Source organism: Acetobacterium malicum subsp. dehalogenans DSM 11527 (assembly GCF_000472665.1).
Classification (GTDB): domain Bacteria; phylum Bacillota; class Clostridia; order Eubacteriales; family Eubacteriaceae; genus Acetobacterium; species Acetobacterium malicum.
The window spans coordinates 57,560-75,656 of the sequence record NZ_AXAC01000012.1 but is presented as its reverse complement, the minus strand read 5'-3'; the positions used below and the strand labels follow the sequence as shown (position 1 = coordinate 75,656).

At 43.9% G+C, this 18,097-nt stretch carries 17 protein-coding genes and 1 riboswitch; of the genes, 16 read left to right on the top strand and 1 reads right to left on the bottom strand.

The window, feature by feature from the left end; all coding sequences use genetic code 11:
• Window positions 1-98 precede the first annotated feature (98 nt).
• From A3KS_RS0105855 to A3KS_RS0105815, 9 genes are all read left to right on the top strand, one after another.
• Window positions 99-530 carry a YwiB family protein gene (locus tag A3KS_RS0105855; RefSeq protein ID WP_026394124.1) on the top strand — a complete coding sequence of 144 codons (432 nt, stop codon included), beginning with the start codon at window positions 99-101 and terminating at the stop codon, window positions 528-530.
• 127 nt (window positions 531-657) lie between these two features.
• Window positions 658-2,334, top strand: coding sequence for an arginine--tRNA ligase (argS, locus tag A3KS_RS0105850; protein ID WP_026394123.1), 1,677 nt, complete (start codon window positions 658-660; stop codon window positions 2,332-2,334).
• Between the two features lie 2 nt (window positions 2,335-2,336).
• A complete protein-coding gene (locus A3KS_RS0105845) occupies window positions 2,337-3,044 on the top strand; it encodes a tRNA threonylcarbamoyladenosine dehydratase (RefSeq protein WP_026394122.1) in 708 nt (235 codons plus the stop codon).
• Window positions 3,045-3,352: 308 nt separating this feature from the next.
• Window positions 3,353-3,838 (top strand): 2-C-methyl-D-erythritol 2,4-cyclodiphosphate synthase, encoded by a 486-nt coding sequence (ispF, locus tag A3KS_RS0105840; protein WP_026394121.1) that lies wholly within the window; start codon window positions 3,353-3,355, stop codon window positions 3,836-3,838.
• Complete coding sequence (locus A3KS_RS0105835) at window positions 3,835-4,530, top strand: 5'-methylthioadenosine/adenosylhomocysteine nucleosidase (RefSeq protein WP_026394120.1); 696 nt, start codon at window positions 3,835-3,837, stop codon at window positions 4,528-4,530. The genes ispF and A3KS_RS0105835 overlap by 4 nt, the downstream gene beginning before the upstream one ends.
• The gene (gene alr, locus A3KS_RS0105830; protein ID WP_026394119.1) at window positions 4,527-5,714 is read left to right on the top strand and encodes an alanine racemase; all 1,188 of its coding nucleotides are present in this window, start codon (window positions 4,527-4,529) and stop codon (window positions 5,712-5,714) included. Before A3KS_RS0105835 ends, alr begins: the two co-directional genes overlap by 4 nt.
• 13 nt (window positions 5,715-5,727) lie before the next feature.
• The gene (locus A3KS_RS0105825) at window positions 5,728-6,537 is read left to right on the top strand and encodes a transketolase (protein ID WP_026394118.1); all 810 of its coding nucleotides are present in this window, start codon (window positions 5,728-5,730) and stop codon (window positions 6,535-6,537) included.
• A 2-nt stretch (window positions 6,538-6,539) separates the two neighbouring features.
• The gene (locus A3KS_RS0105820; RefSeq protein WP_026394117.1) at window positions 6,540-7,478 is read left to right on the top strand and encodes a transketolase family protein; all 939 of its coding nucleotides are present in this window, start codon (window positions 6,540-6,542) and stop codon (window positions 7,476-7,478) included.
• Between the two features lie 197 nt (window positions 7,479-7,675).
• On the top strand, window positions 7,676-8,275 hold the full coding sequence (locus A3KS_RS0105815; protein ID WP_026394116.1) for a nitroreductase family protein: 600 nt from the start codon (window positions 7,676-7,678) through the stop codon (window positions 8,273-8,275).
• Window positions 8,276-8,458: 183 nt separating this feature from the next.
• Here A3KS_RS0105815 and A3KS_RS0105810 read toward each other — a convergent pair whose 3' ends face one another.
• Window positions 8,459-10,021, bottom strand: a complete 1,563-nt coding sequence (locus tag A3KS_RS0105810) for a DUF2284 domain-containing protein (RefSeq protein ID WP_026394115.1) — start codon at window positions 10,019-10,021, stop codon at window positions 8,459-8,461.
• Window positions 10,022-10,391: 370 nt separating this feature from the next.
• Here A3KS_RS0105810 and A3KS_RS0105805 point away from each other — a divergent pair, with 370 nt between their 5' ends.
• The 7 genes from A3KS_RS0105805 to A3KS_RS0105775 all read left to right on the top strand — a co-directional run bounded on the left by A3KS_RS0105805 (window position 10,392) and on the right by A3KS_RS0105775 (window position 18,087).
• Window positions 10,392-11,246, top strand: a complete 855-nt coding sequence (locus A3KS_RS0105805; protein ID WP_026394114.1) for a sce7726 family protein — start codon at window positions 10,392-10,394, stop codon at window positions 11,244-11,246.
• Window positions 11,247-11,250: 4 nt separating this feature from the next.
• Entirely contained in the window at window positions 11,251-12,201 is a 951-nt protein-coding gene (locus A3KS_RS0105800) for a sce7725 family protein (RefSeq protein WP_026394113.1), read from the top strand.
• A gap of 1 nt (window position 12,202) precedes the next feature.
• Window positions 12,203-13,291 carry an RES family NAD+ phosphorylase gene (locus A3KS_RS0105795; protein ID WP_026394112.1) on the top strand — a complete coding sequence of 363 codons (1,089 nt, stop codon included), beginning with the start codon at window positions 12,203-12,205 and terminating at the stop codon, window positions 13,289-13,291.
• A 102-nt stretch (window positions 13,292-13,393) separates the two neighbouring features.
• Window positions 13,394-13,564, top strand: a riboswitch (cobalamin riboswitch).
• Window positions 13,565-13,656: 92 nt separating this feature from the next.
• The gene (locus A3KS_RS0105790; protein ID WP_026394111.1) at window positions 13,657-15,156 is read left to right on the top strand and encodes an ABC transporter ATP-binding protein; all 1,500 of its coding nucleotides are present in this window, start codon (window positions 13,657-13,659) and stop codon (window positions 15,154-15,156) included.
• A complete protein-coding gene (locus tag A3KS_RS0105785; protein ID WP_026394110.1) occupies window positions 15,144-15,875 on the top strand; it encodes an energy-coupling factor transporter transmembrane component T family protein in 732 nt (243 codons plus the stop codon). Before A3KS_RS0105790 ends, A3KS_RS0105785 begins: the two co-directional genes overlap by 13 nt.
• A 55-nt stretch (window positions 15,876-15,930) precedes the next feature.
• Entirely contained in the window at window positions 15,931-16,488 is a 558-nt protein-coding gene (locus tag A3KS_RS0105780; RefSeq protein ID WP_035355423.1) for a hypothetical protein, read from the top strand.
• Window positions 16,489-16,725: 237 nt separating this feature from the next.
• Window positions 16,726-18,087: a UbiD family decarboxylase gene (locus tag A3KS_RS0105775; RefSeq protein ID WP_026394108.1), complete on the top strand. Its 1,362-nt coding sequence runs from the start codon at window positions 16,726-16,728 to the stop codon at window positions 18,085-18,087.
• Window positions 18,088-18,097: the final 10 nt, after the last annotated feature.

Below are 18,097 nucleotides of genomic sequence, written 5' to 3'. Positions count from 1 at the left end.
CGTAATCCTAATAAAAACTTAAAAGGATAATTTTTCTTGATAAAAAAACGCATCAATGGTTTAATAGTGGGAGAAATTATACCTCTAGGAGGAGACCAATGACTGAAGAAAGAAAAAAAGTATGGCTATCCATTTCGGGAACCGTTAAAGATGAAGATGAAAAGGATACCCTGGAGTTCCTGACCGAAGGAGATTTATATAAAGAAGCCAATCGATCTTGTGTGACTTATAAAGAATCGGAAGTTTCCGGGATGGAAGGAACAATCACAACCGTTTGTGTTGATGCGCAAAAAGTGTCAGTCATTCGTTTAGGAACAACCAACTCCATTATGGAATTTGAACGTGGAAAGAGAAACTTGACCTGGTATTCCACCCCTTATGGGGATGTGACCATGGGGATTTTAACCAAGGATGTATTTGTAAATTATAATGAGGATAAAGAACCGACCAAGGTATCAATCGACTATAACATCGAAATCGAAGGCGTTACCAATTCTCAGAATATCCTGAACATCAAGATTACCCAATAAAAATGGCAGTAATGCCAATCACAGGAGAAGCGCCGGTCGCGCTTCTCCTTTAAATTTCACCTGACCGAGAATAAATAGAAATGTGCAATTAGCTGAGAATAAATAGAAGAGTGAGAGGAAATTAAGGATGTACATACGCGAAAAGATCACCGAACAAATTAAAAAAATTATTGGCGATGCCCTTGATCAAGCAATCGAATCGGGAGCATTGGCCGTCGAAACTAAGCCGGAACTTTTTCTGGAAATTCCCAGAGAAAAAGAACATGGTGAATATTCCACTAATATCGCCATGCAGCTCCCTAAACAGACGAGAAAGGCCCCCCGTTTTATTGCCGAAACCCTGGTGGCTAATATGAAAACCGCGGACAGCTACGTTGAGGCCATTGAAATAGCCGGACCGGGCTTTATTAATTTTAAACTGAAACCTTATTGGCAGTATGCGGTTTTAACCGAAGTGGCAGCCCAGAAAGCCGATTACGGTCGGAGCCAGAAAAATGCCGGGAAAAAATTCAATCTGGAATTTATTTCCGCCAATCCCACCGGACCAATGCACATGGGTAATGCCAGAGGTGGCGCTATTGGCGATATTTTAGCGGCAGTAGCCGACTGGACCGGTTATGCCGTCACCCGCGAATTCTATATCAATGATGCCGGAAACCAGATTGTCAAATTCGGCGATTCGCTGGATGCCCGTTACCGGCAATTGATGGGAGAAGATATTCCCTTCCCTGAGGACGGTTATCAGGGTGAAGATATTACCGAACATATGAAAGTTTTCATTGAAGCAAACGGTGATGTTCATCGATCGATGACCCCTGAAGAACGTAAGCCGATTCTGATTGATTATGCTTTAAATAAAAATCTCACCCAAATGAGAAGTGATCTCGAAGCCTATGGGATCCGTTATGATGTCTGGTTTTCGGAACAAAGTCTTTATGACAGCGGCGCCATTGAGAAGACCATTGAGTTGTTGGGAAAAGGCGGTTTCACTTATGAGCAGGAAGGCGCCTTATGGTTTAAAGCCACCGAATTCGGTTCCGATAAGGACGATGTTTTAATCCGCGCCAATGGACTGCCCACCTATTTTATGGCCGATATCGCCTATCATATGGATAAGTTCATTAACCGCGGCTTTAATCGTTGCATCAACGTCTGGGGCGCTGACCACCACGGCCATGTGGCCCGACTCAAAGGCGCGCTGACTGCCGTCGGAATTGATGCCGCTAATTTTGATGTAGTCATTATGCAACTGGTGCGACTGCTTCGAAACGGTGAAGTGGCAAGAATGTCCAAACGTCAGGGAAAAGCGATTGCCTTGACCGACCTGATCGACGAGGTGGGCGTCGATGCCACCCGCTTCTTCTTTAATCTGCGCTCGCCGGATAGTCATTTTGACTTTGATCTGGACCTGGCGATTGAGCAGTCCAATGATAATCCGGTCTTTTATGTGCAGTATGCCCACGCCCGAATCTGTAGTATTATTCGCCAGATGAGCGAAGAATTGGATCAGGCGATTCCTCTGGATTACAACCGCCTGGTCGAAAAAGAGGAATTGAATCTGATGGAAATTCTTTCTAATTTCCCGGATGAAATTCTGACCGCCGAAGATAAGCTGGACCCCAGCCGAATTACCCGCTATGCGATTGATCTGGCCTCGGCGTTCCATAGTTTTTATAATGCCTGCCACGTGCGGGTTTCCGACAAGGCCTTAATGAAAGCCCGAGTTGCACTAATTGAGGCAACTCAACAGGTTATTCAAAATGCTCTGGGTATTTTGGGAGTATCTGCTCCAGAAAGAATGTAAAGATGAAAACAGAATCAGGAATCTTTGACCGAACGGAGAAACTCATTGGGCAATCCGGTTTGGAGATTCTAAAAAATTCAAGAGTTATCCTGTTTGGAGTCGGTGGTGTTGGTTCATTTGTGGCCGAAGCCTTAATCCGCAGCGGAGTCGGTTTTTTAACCATCGTGGATAAGGACGTCATCGATCCCAGCAATCAGAATCGTCAGATTATGGCTAATGTCAAAACCGTGGGAAAGAAAAAAGTCGATGTCATGGCCAGAAGGCTGATTGCCATCAACCCGCTTTCCATCGTTCATCCGATGCATCGCTGTTATACCCCGGAAACATCCCAGGAATTTCACCTCCAGGACTACGATTATGTTATCGATGCGGTGGATATGGTAACGGCAAAAATTGATCTGGTCATCAAAAGTCAGGAAAACAAGGTTCCGATTATCAGTTGTATGGGAACCGGGAACAAGATGGATGCCAGCCGCTTTATTATTACCGATATTTACGAAACTTCAGTTTGTCCCTTGGCCAAAGTGATGCGCAAAGAATTACGGGAACGGGGCGTAAAATCCCTGAAAGTCCTTTATTCTACCGAAGAACCGGTTATCAGAGAAACTCCGCCGGGCAGCATTGCCTTTGTCCCATCGGTAGCGGGACTTCTGATTGCTGGTGAAGTCGTGCGGGATCTACTGAAAACGGGAAGTATCGACGAAAATTAATACAGGTACTCGCCATCAGATCAAATAGCTTAATAGCCTTTTAAGTTGAGGTTGTCGATAAACTACCGTACCGACCAATTGTTAATCTGTTGTTCGCCGCGGAATCGGACAGGCGTTGCCGTGTCCGCTCCGATGCGTACAACATGATGTAACAATTGTCGGTACTAGGTTATCTTTTTTGACAGTCAGAACTTAAAAACCTTTTAAGTTATCTATTTGGTGGCATTTTTTTGGATGTTTATGTTATAATTTATTGTCAAAGCAAGACACGGTTAAACTTAGTAAAAAGTAACTGAAGGAGCAAAATGATACGAGTAGGAATAGGGTATGACGTCCATCGTTTAGTTGAAGAGCGGCCACTCATTTTAGGCGGGGTAAAAATAGAACATCCGCTGGGACTGCTGGGACATTCGGATGCTGACGTGCTGGTGCATGCCATTATCGATGCGCTGTTGGGGGCATTGGCGTTGGGTGATATCGGTAAACACTTTCCTGATACGGAGGGAGCTTATAAAGATTGCGACAGTTTGCTGCTGCTTAAAAAAGTGGGACAGCTGGTGGCAGAAAAGGGGTATACCATCAATAATATCGACTCAACAATAATTGCCCAGGCCCCCAAGCTTGCGCCATATATTGAAATCATGCGGGAAAATATTAGAAGAACCCTGGATTTACCCGGGGATTGTGTCAGTGTAAAAGCCACGACCGAAGAAGGTCTGGGCTTTACCGGAAGTGAACAGGGGATCGCTGCCAACGCAGTGGTGAGTCTGTTGAAAGGAGAAATAAGCAAATGATTGGTATTATCGCAGCCATGGACAGTGAGGTTCGTGACATCAAGTCGGCAATGGAAGATGGAATCAAGATCCACCACGGAGGGATGACTTTTTTCAAGGGAAAACTTCAGCAAAAAGAGGTTATTGCGGTCAAAAGTGGTGTTGGAAAAGTCAATGCTGCCATGTGCACCCAGATATTGATTGATATTTTTAAGGTTAATACCCTCATCCATGTCGGTGTGGCTGGTGCGGTTCATCCGGATCTGGAGATTGGTGATATCGTTATTTCAGAAGACAGCTGTCAATATGATATGGACGCCCGGGCCTTTGGTCATCCCCGGGGTGAAATACCAAACATGGATATTACCTTTTTCAAAGCCGACCCGACCCTGATTAAATTGGCCGAAACCGCCGCTCAAGAGCTTGATGTAACCTATCGTGTTGGTCGCGTCATGACCGCTGATTTGGGCGTCGATTCTAACAAACTAAAAGAAGAACTGCGGGAAGAATTTGGCGGACTTTGTGTCGAAATGGAAGGGGCGGCAGTGGGACAGGTGGCGATGCTGAACCAGGTTCCCTATCTGGTGATTCGTTCCATGTCCGATAAGGCTGATTCTAATCTGACCGATGATTACAAGGCAAACCTGGAAGCCTCAATTAAGAATGGGGTTGCGATGGTGCTGAAAATGGTCCAGGGAATTACATTGGCATGAACGATTTGGCACTCCGCCCGACCTGGGCAGAAATAGACCTGGATGCCTTAACCAGCAATTATGAAGAAATCCGCCGCATTGTTGGGCCTAACGTTAAAATTCTGGGGGTTGTCAAAGCTGATGCTTATGGACATGGCAGTCTCGAATGTGCCCAAACCCTTTGTGATGCCGGTGTGGATATGCTGGCAGTGGCCTTTATTGATGAAGCCATTGCCCTGCGTCAGGGCGGTATTACCGAACAGATCTTACTGCTGGGCTTTACCGCCAAAGAGCATATCCCTGATCTGATCCGTTGGGATGTGATCCCCGGGGTTTATCAGATGGATTTTGCCCAGGCCTTGTCAGATCACTGTCTGGAAATTGGCATTTGCCATCCCATTCATATCAAAATCGATACCGGCATGGGGCGAATCGGGATTGGCTGGCGGGAGGCGGCCCAGATGATTGATGCGATGAACCAATTAGCGGGGATTGAACTTCAGGGTCTGTACACGCATTTTTCAACCGCCGACGCCGCCGATAAAACGCATACCCAGGAGCAGATCCGCCGTTATCAACAGGTTCTTACGGAACTGGCCGAAAAGAATATCGACATTCCCATCAAGCATATGGCCAACAGCGCCGGAATATTTGATGTGGAAGGGGTTCATTTTGATATGGTACGGCCGGGGATTATCCTTTACGGGCTTTATCCCTCGGCGGAAGTGGACCGCTCAAAAATCGGCTTGAAGCCGGTAATGACCCTGAAATCAACCATTGTTCACTTGAAAACTCTCCATCCTGGTGAGACGGTGAGCTATGGTAACCGTTTTGTCGCTAAGGAAGACCGGATCATTGGCACCTTGCCGATTGGCTATGCCGATGGCTACACCCGAATGCTAAACGGTCGGGCCAGGGTCTTTATTTCCGGCCAGCTGGTGCCGGTGGTCGGCAGCATCTGCATGGATCAATGCATGATCGATTTGACCGATGTGGAAGCGGTTTCCCTTTATGATGAGGTGGAACTTTTTGGCAACAACATTTCAGCCGATGTGTTGGCCGAGGCATTGGGAACCATTAATTATGAAATTACCTGTATGGTGAACAAACGGGTACCCCGGGTGTTCATTAAAGACGGGGTACCCCAGTCCATCAGACGTGACATTTTAGATCGACAAATAAACACGAACAGTGATATTTATTAAAGAGGAGAATTAAATGGCATTTTTAGAAGAAACCGTTAGGGGAATTCGCAAAGATATTGTAAAGATGATTGGTAAGGCAGCTTCAGGTCATCCCGGAGGGTCATTGTCATCAGCAGAAATTTTGACTCTGCTTTATTTTGAACAAATGAATGTGGATGAAAAAAATCCCCGCAAAGAAGATCGGGATCGGTTTGTCTTGTCAAAAGGACATGCCGCCCCGGTGCTTTATGCAACTTTGGCAGCAAAAGGCTTCTTCCCCAAAGCCGAGCTGGAAAACCTCAGACAACTGGGCTCGATGCTCCAGGGTCATCCAGACATGAACAAGGTTCCCGGGGTTGATATGTCAACCGGCTCTTTGGGACAGGGAATTTCAGTGGCTGCCGGGATGGCATTGGCCGGCAAAATGGACAACAAATCTCATAAGATCTATGCTCTGTTAGGTGACGGCGAGTTGCAGGAAGGCCTGGTTTGGGAAGCCGCCATGGCCGCCAGCCATTACCAGCTTAATAATCTGATTGCCTTTGTTGATAACAATAATCTTCAGATTGATGGTGCCATCTGCGAGGTCATGTCACCATTCCCCATCGATGCCAAGTTTGAAGCCTTTGGCTGGAATGTCATCACCGTGGAAGATGGTCATGATTTTGATGAACTGCGCACCGCCGTGGAAGCGGCCAAAAAATCAGAGGATAAACCAACCGTGATCATTTGTAAAACGGTCAAGGGTAAATGTGTCTCATTTATGGAAAACAATGCGGGATGGCATGGAAAAGGGCCGAATGCAGAAGAAGTGAAGCAAGCATTGGCAGAATTGGAGGCATAATCATGGCAGAAAAAAAATCAACACGACAGGCATACGGCGAATATTTAGTGAAGCTGGGCGAGAAAAACCAGAACCTGGTGGTTTTGGATGCGGATCTCTCGGGAGCAACCAAGACCAATATTTTTAAAAACGCCTGTCCCGAACGGCATTTTAATGTCGGGATTGCTGAAGCAAACCTGATGGGCATGGCCGCCGGTCTGGCGACCGCAGGGAAGGTTCCTTTTGCCAGCACCTTTGCCATTTTTGGTGCCGGGCGGGCCTATGAAATCATTCGTAACAGTATCTGCTACCCGAAATTGAATGTAAAAATCGCCTTAACCCATTCTGGGATCTCAGTTGGCGAAGATGGCGGTTCGCACCAGTCCATCGAAGATATTGCGCTGATGCGGGTTATTCCTAACATGACGGTTTTATCGCCGGCAGATGCCATTGAAACAGAAAAAATGATGGATGTCGCGATGGCAATCGACGGACCGGTTTATATTCGCCTGGGCCGCAGTGACGTGCCGGTGCTATTTGATGAAGATTATCAGTTTGAGGTCGGAAAAGCCGGTTTATTAAAAAGCGGTGATGATGTGACGTTGATTGCCACCGGTCTGATGGTGGGACCAGCGCTGGAAGCAGCGGAACTCTTAAAAGCGGACGGTATTTCGGCCCGAGTATTGAATATGGGTTCCATTAAACCCATCGATACAAATGCCATTACAGAGGCGGCCATTAATACCGGTGCCATCGTTACGGCTGAAGAGCACAGCATCATCGGCGGTCTGGGCAGTGCCGTGGCTGAAGTATTATGTGATGGTGTTCCAGTGCCGCTGGAACGGGTTGGCGTCAAGGATCTGTTTGGCCAATCCGGTAAAGTTGCGCCATTGATGGAAAAATACGGTTTAACTGCTAACGATATCGTGACAGCGGCAAAAAAAGCGATCGCCCGAAAATAGTTACGAGGAATAAAGAATAATGACAAGATAAATTGATTGGTGAAAACAGGGTCTTCAGGACCCTGTTTTTTTTTACAAATTTGGAGAACAACAAAGTAACCGCATTTTTATAACCGGTGGCTATTGATAATTAGAGAATAATCTGGTTTAATGGAAGCAAACGATTAAACATTCGAATATAAAAGGAGACCAACTAAATGGCAAAAGGTTATAAAGAAGCAATCGAAGATCGTCGTTCGATCTATGGCATATGCGATGAAAGTCCAATTACCGCTGAAGAAATACTTGAAATTATTGATCATTCGACTAAACATGTGCCTTCAGCTTTTAACAGTCAAAGTCAACGTGTTGCGGTTTTGTTTGGTGAACGTCATCTGGAGTTCTGGGGTATCGTGATGGAAACGCTCAGAAAAAGAATTCTGGCTGATGAATTTCGCCCGACTGAAAATCGCATCAATGGTTTTGCAGCAGGATGTGGGACGTTATTGTTTTATGATGATATGTCCGTCACTAAAGGACTGATGGAAAAGTTTTCACCCTATCGGGACAGTATCCCTGATTGGGCGGAACAGGCCAATGGAATGTTACAGTTTGCGATCTGGACCCAACTGGAAGCAGCTGGTCTGGGCGCCAGTCTGCAGCACTACAATCCAATCATTGACAATGAAGTAAGGAATGCCTTCACCATTCCATCGGATTGGCGGTTGATTGCACAGATGCCCTTTGGGGTTCCCACCGAGGATCCGATTGAGAAAAATTTTGAACCGATTGAACGGCGGGTTATTGTCATCGAATAGTCAAGAAATCAAAAAAGATAACCCAGTACCGACAATTGTTAGATCATGTTGTACGCATCGGAGCGGACACGGCAGAGCCTGTCCGATTCCGCGGCGAACAACAGATTAACAATTGGTCGGTACGGTAGTTTAGCGGCAACCTCAAACCATGGGCATCCATGGTTTTTTTGATCGGAAAGGCGCTTATTCAAGCAGCAATAAGCCATAATACTTAATAAATTCGTCTTTGGTTGCCAGGGTTTTGAGGGTTTCGCCATTATTACGCACGGTTTCAAAGACATCAATGCCGGAGCCTTCCATCGAAGGTCGACGATTTTTGGTATTGAGACAAGCTTTGTCTAAATCACAGCTGGCGCAGATATGACAAGGTCCGGCCCAGAAGGCAAAAGCCTTATGAAAGCCTCCGGTAAAGGCCAATCGTTCAGCTTCAAGGATCTTCCGTTGAAATTCTCCGGTTCCCGGGGTTCCTTTAATCAGAAAGGCCCGGGAGTAGCTGGCGAGCAGCCGGGCGGTTTCGTCAAAGGTGATCTCATTGGCCTGACAATGTTTGAGATTGGCCGAAGAACAACCAAAAGCGCACTTATTCTTGGCAAATTCCGTTACGACGACCGAATCGGTGGCGATCTCGATGACATCATCAAAGCCGATATTAAGGATCGGATGTTTTAAACGCTGGAGGGGCGTAAGCGACAGCGCATCGATAAAGACGGGTGATTTAGCGGCAAAAATAACGGCGGTATCGGTTTCCAGCGGAACCAGCGGAGAGACCATGAGCCCAGCTTCCTTCAAGCGGTTAATAATGGTCAGGCCAGAACAGACTTGACCGCCAAAATGGATCATCCGATTGATGCCGGACAGTCTGGCCATCAGGGTGGCATGCTCGTCAAAGGCATCGTGAATCATCAGGATGCCATCGGGTTTAAGCATCGGCAGATAGACTGATAATTGATCGTCAAGAAGTTGTGGGTTACGGTTGACAAAGAGGCCGGTAAGAATAATCAGGGAATAGTCATTGTCGGAATTTCCGGTAGCTGTTTCGAGATCCGTTTTTGTCGCCAGGTGAATCCGGGGAAAATCATTTATCGACATCAAAGACGGTGAGAAAACACTTTCATTGGTTAACAGAGTCACCGAAATATCGGGAAAGGTTTCAACAAAAGATTGTGCCATTGTTTCCGCACCAGGACCAATAATCAGGATTTTTCCCGCTAAGTCGGTGAAAAAACCCACACACTCAAGGGCTTTCATGCGAGTCAGTTGATTGACCGCCTTATTTTTCAGGGCGGTCATTTCTGGATTGGTTGCCGGATCTGATTGTTCGCTTAGACTAATGGATTTGTTTGCCATCAGCGCAGACTTCAAATGATGCCACTGGAGCGCCTGGGTTTCGCGGAAGCGAATGGCATCCCCCAGATAATCCGGGCTGGATGAGAGCAGATAGCGTTTGGTCAGGCTGGTATTGCTGTAGTTTTCCGCAAAGCAAAAAAGCAGCCCCAGGCTTTCCAGCAGCGCCAGATAGGGGGAGAGCGCAACGACCTCAGTGCCGAGCTTTTGGGAAAGCCGGGCAGCCGAAGCACCATCCATTCCAAAGGTCTCCAGGGTTTCAAAAAGATCCAAATCCAGAGCTGTGAATAAAGCCTCAGATACCCAGTTAGCTGAGGATATATTTTCCAGATATTGGCCGCCATGGGTATGGGGGTCGTAGCTTTTTAATGAGAAATGATTGTTGTTTTCTGAAATTTTCATAATGATGTCCTTTTTTTGAAATATTTAAGGGGGTGAAACGAATGTTTTTTATTTCCGCAAAGTTCACAGTAATGCGAATATAAGATAGAAATAAAAATCTTAAATGTAATGATGTTGTCATTATACAGCTGAAAAGAAAAATCAGCAAGTATTTAAACAGAGGTAGAGAAAATTAAGAAAAAGAGGTGGAGCCCTGATTAAAGAAAATAGAGAATACCACTTTACCGTTGAGGATGAAACTGAGCGGTGGTACTTACAGTGGTTGCAAGATACTACAAAAGACATTGTTTTACATAAATAGGCATTTTCGATAATTGTATTTCATGTTATAATAAAAATGTATAGTTATGTAATGAAATGGGGGAGTTTAATGGGAACGAATAATGTAGTATTAAATAGACTCTTTACCCAAAATGTTTTTCGCAAGCTTATTAATGATAACGAGAATATGACATTTGGTACAATCGTTCAACGATATGCCTCGGATTTTGGCGAAAAAAAAAATGGGGAGCTTATTAGTGAAATATATAATTTCATGTCTAAGTCTTACCGAAATGAATATTTCTTTCAAAATACACTTCTTAATAAGCTTCTTTTGGGTAGACATAGTGTTAATACAACGATAGCATTAACGCAGATACCTATAGGGAAATCAAAAGCGGATTTCATTCTTATTAATGGCAAAGCTGTGGTATATGAAATAAAATCTGAACTTGATAGTTTTGATAGATTGAATACACAAATAAAAGATTACTATAAGGCATTTAATCATGTATGTGTAGTAACATCTGAAAATAATTTTAATAGGTTGCTTAATATCTTGGATGGCACACCTGTGGGCATTTGTGTTCTAACAAAACGTGATACAATAAGCAAAACTTTAAAAAAAGACATGATCGAAGACAATTCAAAATTGGAGCATCAAGCTATCTTTAAAGTTCTGCATAAAGGTGAATATGAAGCAATTATTAAGCAGTTATTTGGGAAATTGCCGAAGGCATCACAAGTTTTTTATTACGATGAATGTTATTCTATGTTTTCACAAATACCAATTTTCGAAGCATATGCAATGTCTCTAAAACAGCTAAAAAATAGAAACCATATTTTGCGCAATAAAATAGAAAAAGTACCTTATGAGTTGAAGTCTTTAATGTATTTTTCAAATCCATCATCACAAGATTACGAAAATTTAGAAATTTTTTTACAAAATAAGTTCAGGGGGTAATAATGTGTATCTTCCATATATTCGGGGCAGACAATATGAGTTGTTGGCTCTACGTGAATTAGTAACGAATGATCTCTTGGGGGATTATGTGATTCCTATCATTGAGCCTGTCAAATTATCACCTACATTAATTAAAACTATCTCGGAATACATCCGTGTTGAACATCAGGTAGCGGTAATTAGAAATCCAATTGTAGGTTCTTTTAAGAAGGACATTAATGAAGCAAAGAATGATTCAAAGGAGGGTGTATATAAAAAAGAATTTCAGAAACTTTATGACGACAACATTGTTATAAAATCAATTATTTTACAGAAGAATGCACGATCATTGTTGAATTATTGGGACGATAATGGCGTACTGAAAAAAGATTTGTTAGTAATTAATACAGATCGTGATTTTTTGGATTTGTTTGAACAAGAGTTTTCAAATGAGAATCCTTGCTATGCTCTTATACCAGATGAAAGTGCATTTCGACGTAGGATTAAGCGAAATCGCGTTATTTTAGATGATAAGTTCGAGAAGCAGAGCCGAAATGCAGATTATCAAGATATAGAGGATGAGTTTTTTTCTGATGATCATTTGTACTTTAAAGATGATGGGCTTAAGGGTTTTGCTGACTATTCCGTTGTTGGTAATGACTATCAAGAAGGGGGGTTTGCCCCATATGCAGTAGCAATTCATATTGTGTATTTTGCTAAGGATAATAGCCTTAGAATTAAGCACTTTGTTTCTGACTCAAACGAAGATATTTCTAACCCGGCAAAAAAATTTTATGAAGCTGTTTCGAAATTAAATAATTGGTACCAGTCAGATCCTTTTCCCCCGACACTTGGTTTGACAACCTTATTATTACATTACAATAATCAAACTTACCCTGGGCTTGGAAGTGTAAAAAAGCTTTCCATTATGCATCATTTAGAACTTATGGGAAAGTATCTTAGTGAGGGAAAATAGAATGAACTGCTGTGTAAGATGTTTTAATGATGCTGAAATTATGGACATCATTAAGAACCATAAAACCAAAGGCAATTGCGACTTTTGCGGTAGTAAAAATGTTAATGTGTACTCATTAGAGAGTGACACAACATTAGCTGATAGGTTCAATGAGTTATTAGATGTATATACATCTGTATCTAGTTTACCGACAACCTTTCCAAAAGAAAAAACAGACGTACTTAAGAACATTTTTTATAGAAAATGGTCGATTTTTAACTTAGAACCTGATGACATTTATCAGCTACTTACTGCGATCTGCCATGAAAAATATGCTGAGCAACCAGAGCTGTTTGATTATCCAGTAGGAATTTTAGAAAGTCAAGATAAAGATTATTTAAATGAGTATTCAATTCTACGAGATTATCAATGGACAGATTTTGTTGGAGATATAAAACGTGTAAACCGATTCCACACAGATCATATTAATAAGGATATTTTGGATTTATTTATCCGGTGTGTTCGAAAAACTCACAAAGCAGGAAAAATTTTTTATCGTACCCGTATTTGTACGGACGAAGTTGGTTTTAAGAAATCAGAAATGGGAGCACCACCCACGCATCTAGCAACCTCGGGGCGCGTAAATCCTGCAGGTATTAGCATATTGTATTTATCGGATTCAGTCAAAACTACTTTGCATGAAACGCGCGCTGGAGTTTTCGATTATGTAACTGTTGGTTACTTCAAGCTAAAAAAAGATATAGTAGTAATTGATTTTGCTAATTTGGATAAAATAAGTCCTTTTATAGCGAATAGCACAATGGGAATAGAATATACCCAACATGCAATTAATATTGAGCATCTGAAATTAATTAGCCAAGAAATAGCAAAACCGCTAAGGCGACATGATAGTGAGCTGGATTATTTACCAACACAATATATAAGTGACTACATCAAAAGCCAAGGATTTGATGGTGTGGAATATGTAAGTACCATGCATGAGGGTGGTTTAAATTTAGCAGTTTTTGCTTGTAATAACTTATTAAGCTGCACAAAGACGACAGTATATCGAATAAAATCTATTTCATATTCCGAGGAAGCAATAGTATGACTATTCAATCAACAGTAGGAAATTTTTCTGTTGTTGGCTGAGAAGAAAGTTTTTGTAAACAGTTGACAATTGTCAATAAATTCGCTATGATTGACACAATAAAGTATTTACACGATTTATGGTGCCTTGTAAAAGGAGAATAGGGAATCAGGTGAGAATCCTGAACGAACCCATCACTGTAATGGTTTTGTTTCTGCACATGCCACTGGAAACGGGAAGGCGCAAAAACAGATAAACCAGAGTCAGGAGACCTGCCATTAAATTATAATAGTATGAAACGACGGTAAAGTTTCGGCTATCCTTAGGATTACCCTATCGATAGCTGAAATCTTACCGTTTTTTTTATAGAATCACGAGGCCATCCCATGAAACCCATTATCCAACTGGATATTAAAGCACTGACCTTTCCCGACGAAAGGGAACCGGCGCTTAAAAACATCAAACTGAATATCAATGCGGGCGAATTTATTGTCATTACTGGCGGAGCGGCTTCGGGGAAATCACTGCTGCTTCATGCCATTACCTCAGCGGCTCCGAAGTTTTATCCCTGTGCGCTTTCCGGGACGGTGAAGGTAGCTGACCAGGATGTGTCCCCTATTCCGCTCTGCCAAATGGCCGACTATCTGGGATATATGATGCAGGAACCACAAAATCAGATGGTTAACCGCCGGGTTGGCGATGAGCTGGCTTTTGGCGTGTCCAATCTGAATCTGAATCAGGAAGAAATTGCGAACCGGGTTAATGAGATTATGGACTTTCTCGGGATCCGGGCTTTCTCGGACCGAACGACGGATGCCCTTTCCGGCGGGCAGGCCCAAAAGGTGGTACTGGGGAGTATCCTGGCAATGAAAACCCCGATCTTGCTACTGGATCAGCCCACTGCCGAACTGGATCCCAAAACCAGTTCCGAGTTGTATCGGCACCTGGGGCAACTGAACCGGGAGAAAAAAGTCACCACCTTAGTGGTCATGGATAAATCCGGCGCAGTCTTAAAAGATGCCCATCGGGTGCTGGTTATGGAAGCCGGGATGGTCAAAGATTTTCTGCCGGTTGCTGAATATCAGCAAAAATATGGCGTCCGAAAAAACAGCCGCCAGGCAGAACCGATCCAAGTGGATGAAAATACCGACGTGATTAAGCTAACTGGTGCGTCGCATACCTATAAGGGTGGGGTAACCGGCTGCCAGCCGCTGAATTTCAGTCTGAAAAAAGGCGATTTTACGGCGGTCATCGGACAGAATGGATCAGGTAAATCGACCATGCTTAAGCTTATCGAAGGGTTGGTCAAACCAAGCACCGGCAGCGTCGAATTATTCGGGACCCCAATGACAAAGAAAAATGTCGGTGAACTGCGGCGTCAGATCGGATTTCTGTTTCAGAATCCTGATGATCAGATTTTTTGCAGTTCAGTCAAAGATGAAATCAGTTATGTTCTGAAAAATAAAAACCTGAATGAACAAGCGCAAGAGCAAAAAATTCAGGAAATTCTGGCCCTGATCGGACTCGAGGGGCTGGAGGAAATGCACCCCCAGCGTTTGAGTCGGGGACAGCGCCAATTACTGGCGCTGGGTTCGGTAGTCATCAATGATCCGGAGCTGATCATTGCCGATGAACCAACCTCAGGTTTAAACGCTTCCCAGAGTCAAGTGGTGATGGAAAAACTGGCCCGGCTCAGCCGTCAGGGCGTCAGCATTCTATTGGTGACGCACGATTTAGCTGAAGCCAGAGACTTTGCCAATCGGGTTGTAGTGATGCACAACCATCAGTTGGCCCTGGAATTTGAGGCAAAAAAAATGGATGATTATCTGGACGATTTAGTCCGGCTGGAACTCATGGAAGGAGGAGATGATAAATGTTTAGGCTGAATAAACTAGACCCGCGACTCAAGTTGACCTGGTGCCTATTTCTGGTGTTGACGGCGTTGATGTCAAGAAGTATCCTGCTCAATGGCATTTTGCTGGGGGTGATTCTCATTAGTGAACTGCTCTCAGAAAAAAGCTTAAAATCTTTTAAAATGCTGTCAGTCGTGTTGCTCATTATTGGTTCTCAAGTGTTGGTTATTAATCTGATCTTTGGAAGAGAAGGCGAGCTGCTTTATTCCTGGGGAATCCTTGAGATATACAGCGGCTTTGTTGCAACTGCGATCCTGGCTTTTTTAAGAATCGGCATTATCTCATTTTCGGCCTATCAGTTTGGCATCCATACGGACCCCATGGATATGGCTCAGATGCTCATTCACTGGCGGATTCCTTATCGCTATGCGATGCTGGTGCCGATGGTAGCCCGGTTTTTCCCGGTGATGATTGGGGAATACCAGTCCATTTGCAATAGCCAATCGGCTCGAGGGGTTCCCAATGATACCGTTGGTGAGAAAATTCGGAATCTGCCGGCCTCAATTCTACCCTTGATGTACCGGGCTATGCGGATATCCAATGATGCGGCGCTATCGGTGGAACTGCGCGGTTATGGTCGCCACGCATCGCGAAATTTCCAGAAAAAAATTAATCTTCATCCCCTGGAAGGTATGACCATCGTCTGCCTGATTATCGGGTTTGGTGGGGTCTTAATAAAAACGATTTTGTAAACAGTTGAAAAACTGTGTAAATAAAAAATAAATCTTTACAAAAAAGGAGCATAAAATGCAAAACGAACAAGCAATTGGAAAAAGAAGTATTTTTAAAACCGACACCAAATCTTTAATAGGTGCGGTTGTCATGGGGATCGTCTTTGTTATCGCCTGCCAGATTACCGGTCAGATCGATAACATGCTGCCCTGGGGAAAAATGGGAATGTTACTGATTAACGGAACCGTCTGGGCATTCTTTACCGGGATTCTGACGCTGCTTTACAAACAGCCCGGCGGATTGATTGCCGCCGAAGTGGAAGCCTTGATTTCAATCATGTATACGCCCCTTTGGCCAACCTTTATCTTTGCCAATGGCATTGCATCGATCTGGGTATCCTTCGTGGCGGTAAAATGCGACATGACCAAATGGTCGCATCACATTCTGGCTCAGGGTGGTGTTTGTGTTTTAGGAAATGCCATTGTGGGAGTGGGTCTGGTTTTCATTCTGGGTCTGCCAGTAGGTGTTGCGGCGGTATCCAGCCTGATCACCATCGCTGTAACCTGGCCATTGGCGACACTGGCTCAAAAGAAAGTTTATGATGCATTAATGAAATCAGGTATGGTAAAATAAGTCTCAATAGATTTTTAGGGTGGAGATGAACTACCGTACCGACCAATTGTTAATCTGTTGTTTGCTGCAGGATGTAACAATTATCGGTACTACGTTTGTGTTATGTCATCAAATTTAATGTGAGTAAAAAAATAAAGAAAAATCAAGTGCTTTGGTGTCTGTTTTAGAAAACAGGTGCCAAAGCAATTTGTAGTTTTATAAGTAGTTTATTCAATCACAATTAAGGAGAATTCGAATATGAGTCAAGATTTACGGGTGTTTTTAGAACAATTGGATAAAGATGGGGAAATCTGTCATGTGACGGAACCTGTTAAGCGGGAATATGAAATCAGCACTTTGATGATGGAGCTGGAAAAACAGCGAAAATATCCGGTAATGTGGTTTGATCAGGTAGACGACGGTGATATTCCAGTGGTGACCAACATTCTCGGCACCAAAGATCGGTTTGCCAGAGCGATGGGTGTTAAAACCGAAGATCTGCCGTTTGAGTTTGCTGAACGGATTAAAAATCGCTTTGATGATCTCAAAATCGTCGAAAATCCCCCCTGTAATGCCCATTTGCTTACTGGCGATGATGTCGATTTAACCAAGCTGCCGATCATCACCCATTTTCCCATTGATGCCGGTCCCTATATTACCTCAGGCCTGACGGTGGCCAAAGATCCCGAAACCGGAGTTGAAACGCTGGGTTTTCATCGACTTCAGTTAAAAGGTAAAAACAAGCTGGGGATTTCCTTCCATTCCCGCCAGCGGATGTGGGAATTTTTTAGAAAGAGTGAGGAACGGGGCGAAAACATGAAAGCCGCCATCTGTATCGGCGTCCATCCCAATATTGCCTTGGGTTCACAAGCCTCGGTTCCCTATCATCTGGGAAAATACGGTGCTATCGGCGGATTATTCGGGGAACCCCTGGAAGTATCACCCTGTGCTACCATCGACCTGAATGTACCCACCTATGCTGAAATTGTGCTGGAAGGGGAAGTCCTCTGCAATGTCCGGGAACCGGAAGGTCCTTTTGCGGAATACACCAATTACGCCTGCTTCCGCAGCACCGAAAATGTCTTCCAGGTCAATGCCATTCGCTATCGGGAAAAACCGATTTTCCACGACATTACCCCGGCAATGAGCAGTGAACACATTACCATCGTATCGATCCAGCGGGAAGGGGATATTACCAAGTTTTTAAAACAGAATCTGCCCAACATCAAGGCCGTTCATTCGCCCTTATCCTCCTGCGGTATTTTCCACTGCTATGTGTCGATGAAGAAAACCGCCGAAGGCCAGGCGCAACAGGTTATTTTAACCGCCTTGGGTATGGATCATCATATCAAAATGGTGATTGTCGTGGACGAGGACGTGGATGTTTTCAACGAACAGGAAGTGCTATGGGCGATGGCTACCCGGCTTCAGGCCGACAAGGGCGTGATGATCTTCCCAAATATGATGGGTGAAACCCTGGACCCTTCCACCGGTGACGATGGTCTCACGGCCAAAATGGGCATTGATGCCACCAAACCCCTTAGCGGTTATTCACCCAAAATTGATATCGACGAAAATGTTATTGAAGATATCAAGCGATTATTTAAATACGTCAAATAGAAGAAGGTCA

Excerpts from the sequence above, each read along its gene's own strand:
- A3KS_RS0105855 (WP_026394124.1), top strand. The coding sequence starts at position 99 with ATGACTGAAGAAAGAAAAAAAGTATGGCTATCCATTTCGGGAACCGTT.
- argS (WP_026394123.1), top strand. The coding sequence starts at position 658 with ATGTACATACGCGAAAAGATCACCGAACAAATTAAAAAAATTATTGGC.
- A3KS_RS0105845 (WP_026394122.1), top strand. The coding sequence starts at position 2,337 with ATGAAAACAGAATCAGGAATCTTTGACCGAACGGAGAAACTCATTGGG.
- A3KS_RS0105835 (WP_026394120.1), top strand. The coding sequence starts at position 3,835 with ATGATTGGTATTATCGCAGCCATGGACAGTGAGGTTCGTGACATCAAG.
- alr (WP_026394119.1), top strand. The coding sequence starts at position 4,527 with ATGAACGATTTGGCACTCCGCCCGACCTGGGCAGAAATAGACCTGGAT.
- A3KS_RS0105825 (WP_026394118.1), top strand. The coding sequence starts at position 5,728 with ATGGCATTTTTAGAAGAAACCGTTAGGGGAATTCGCAAAGATATTGTA.
- A3KS_RS0105820 (WP_026394117.1), top strand. The coding sequence starts at position 6,540 with ATGGCAGAAAAAAAATCAACACGACAGGCATACGGCGAATATTTAGTG.
- A3KS_RS0105815 (WP_026394116.1), top strand. The coding sequence starts at position 7,676 with ATGGCAAAAGGTTATAAAGAAGCAATCGAAGATCGTCGTTCGATCTAT.
- A3KS_RS0105810 (WP_026394115.1), bottom strand. The coding sequence starts at position 10,021 with ATGAAAATTTCAGAAAACAACAATCATTTCTCATTAAAAAGCTACGAC.
- A3KS_RS0105805 (WP_026394114.1), top strand. The coding sequence starts at position 10,392 with ATGGGAACGAATAATGTAGTATTAAATAGACTCTTTACCCAAAATGTT.
- A3KS_RS0105795 (WP_026394112.1), top strand. The coding sequence starts at position 12,203 with ATGAACTGCTGTGTAAGATGTTTTAATGATGCTGAAATTATGGACATC.
- A3KS_RS0105790 (WP_026394111.1), top strand. The coding sequence starts at position 13,657 with ATGAAACCCATTATCCAACTGGATATTAAAGCACTGACCTTTCCCGAC.
- A3KS_RS0105785 (WP_026394110.1), top strand. The coding sequence starts at position 15,144 with ATGTTTAGGCTGAATAAACTAGACCCGCGACTCAAGTTGACCTGGTGC.
- A3KS_RS0105780 (WP_035355423.1), top strand. The coding sequence starts at position 15,931 with ATGCAAAACGAACAAGCAATTGGAAAAAGAAGTATTTTTAAAACCGAC.
- A3KS_RS0105775 (WP_026394108.1), top strand. The coding sequence starts at position 16,726 with ATGAGTCAAGATTTACGGGTGTTTTTAGAACAATTGGATAAAGATGGG.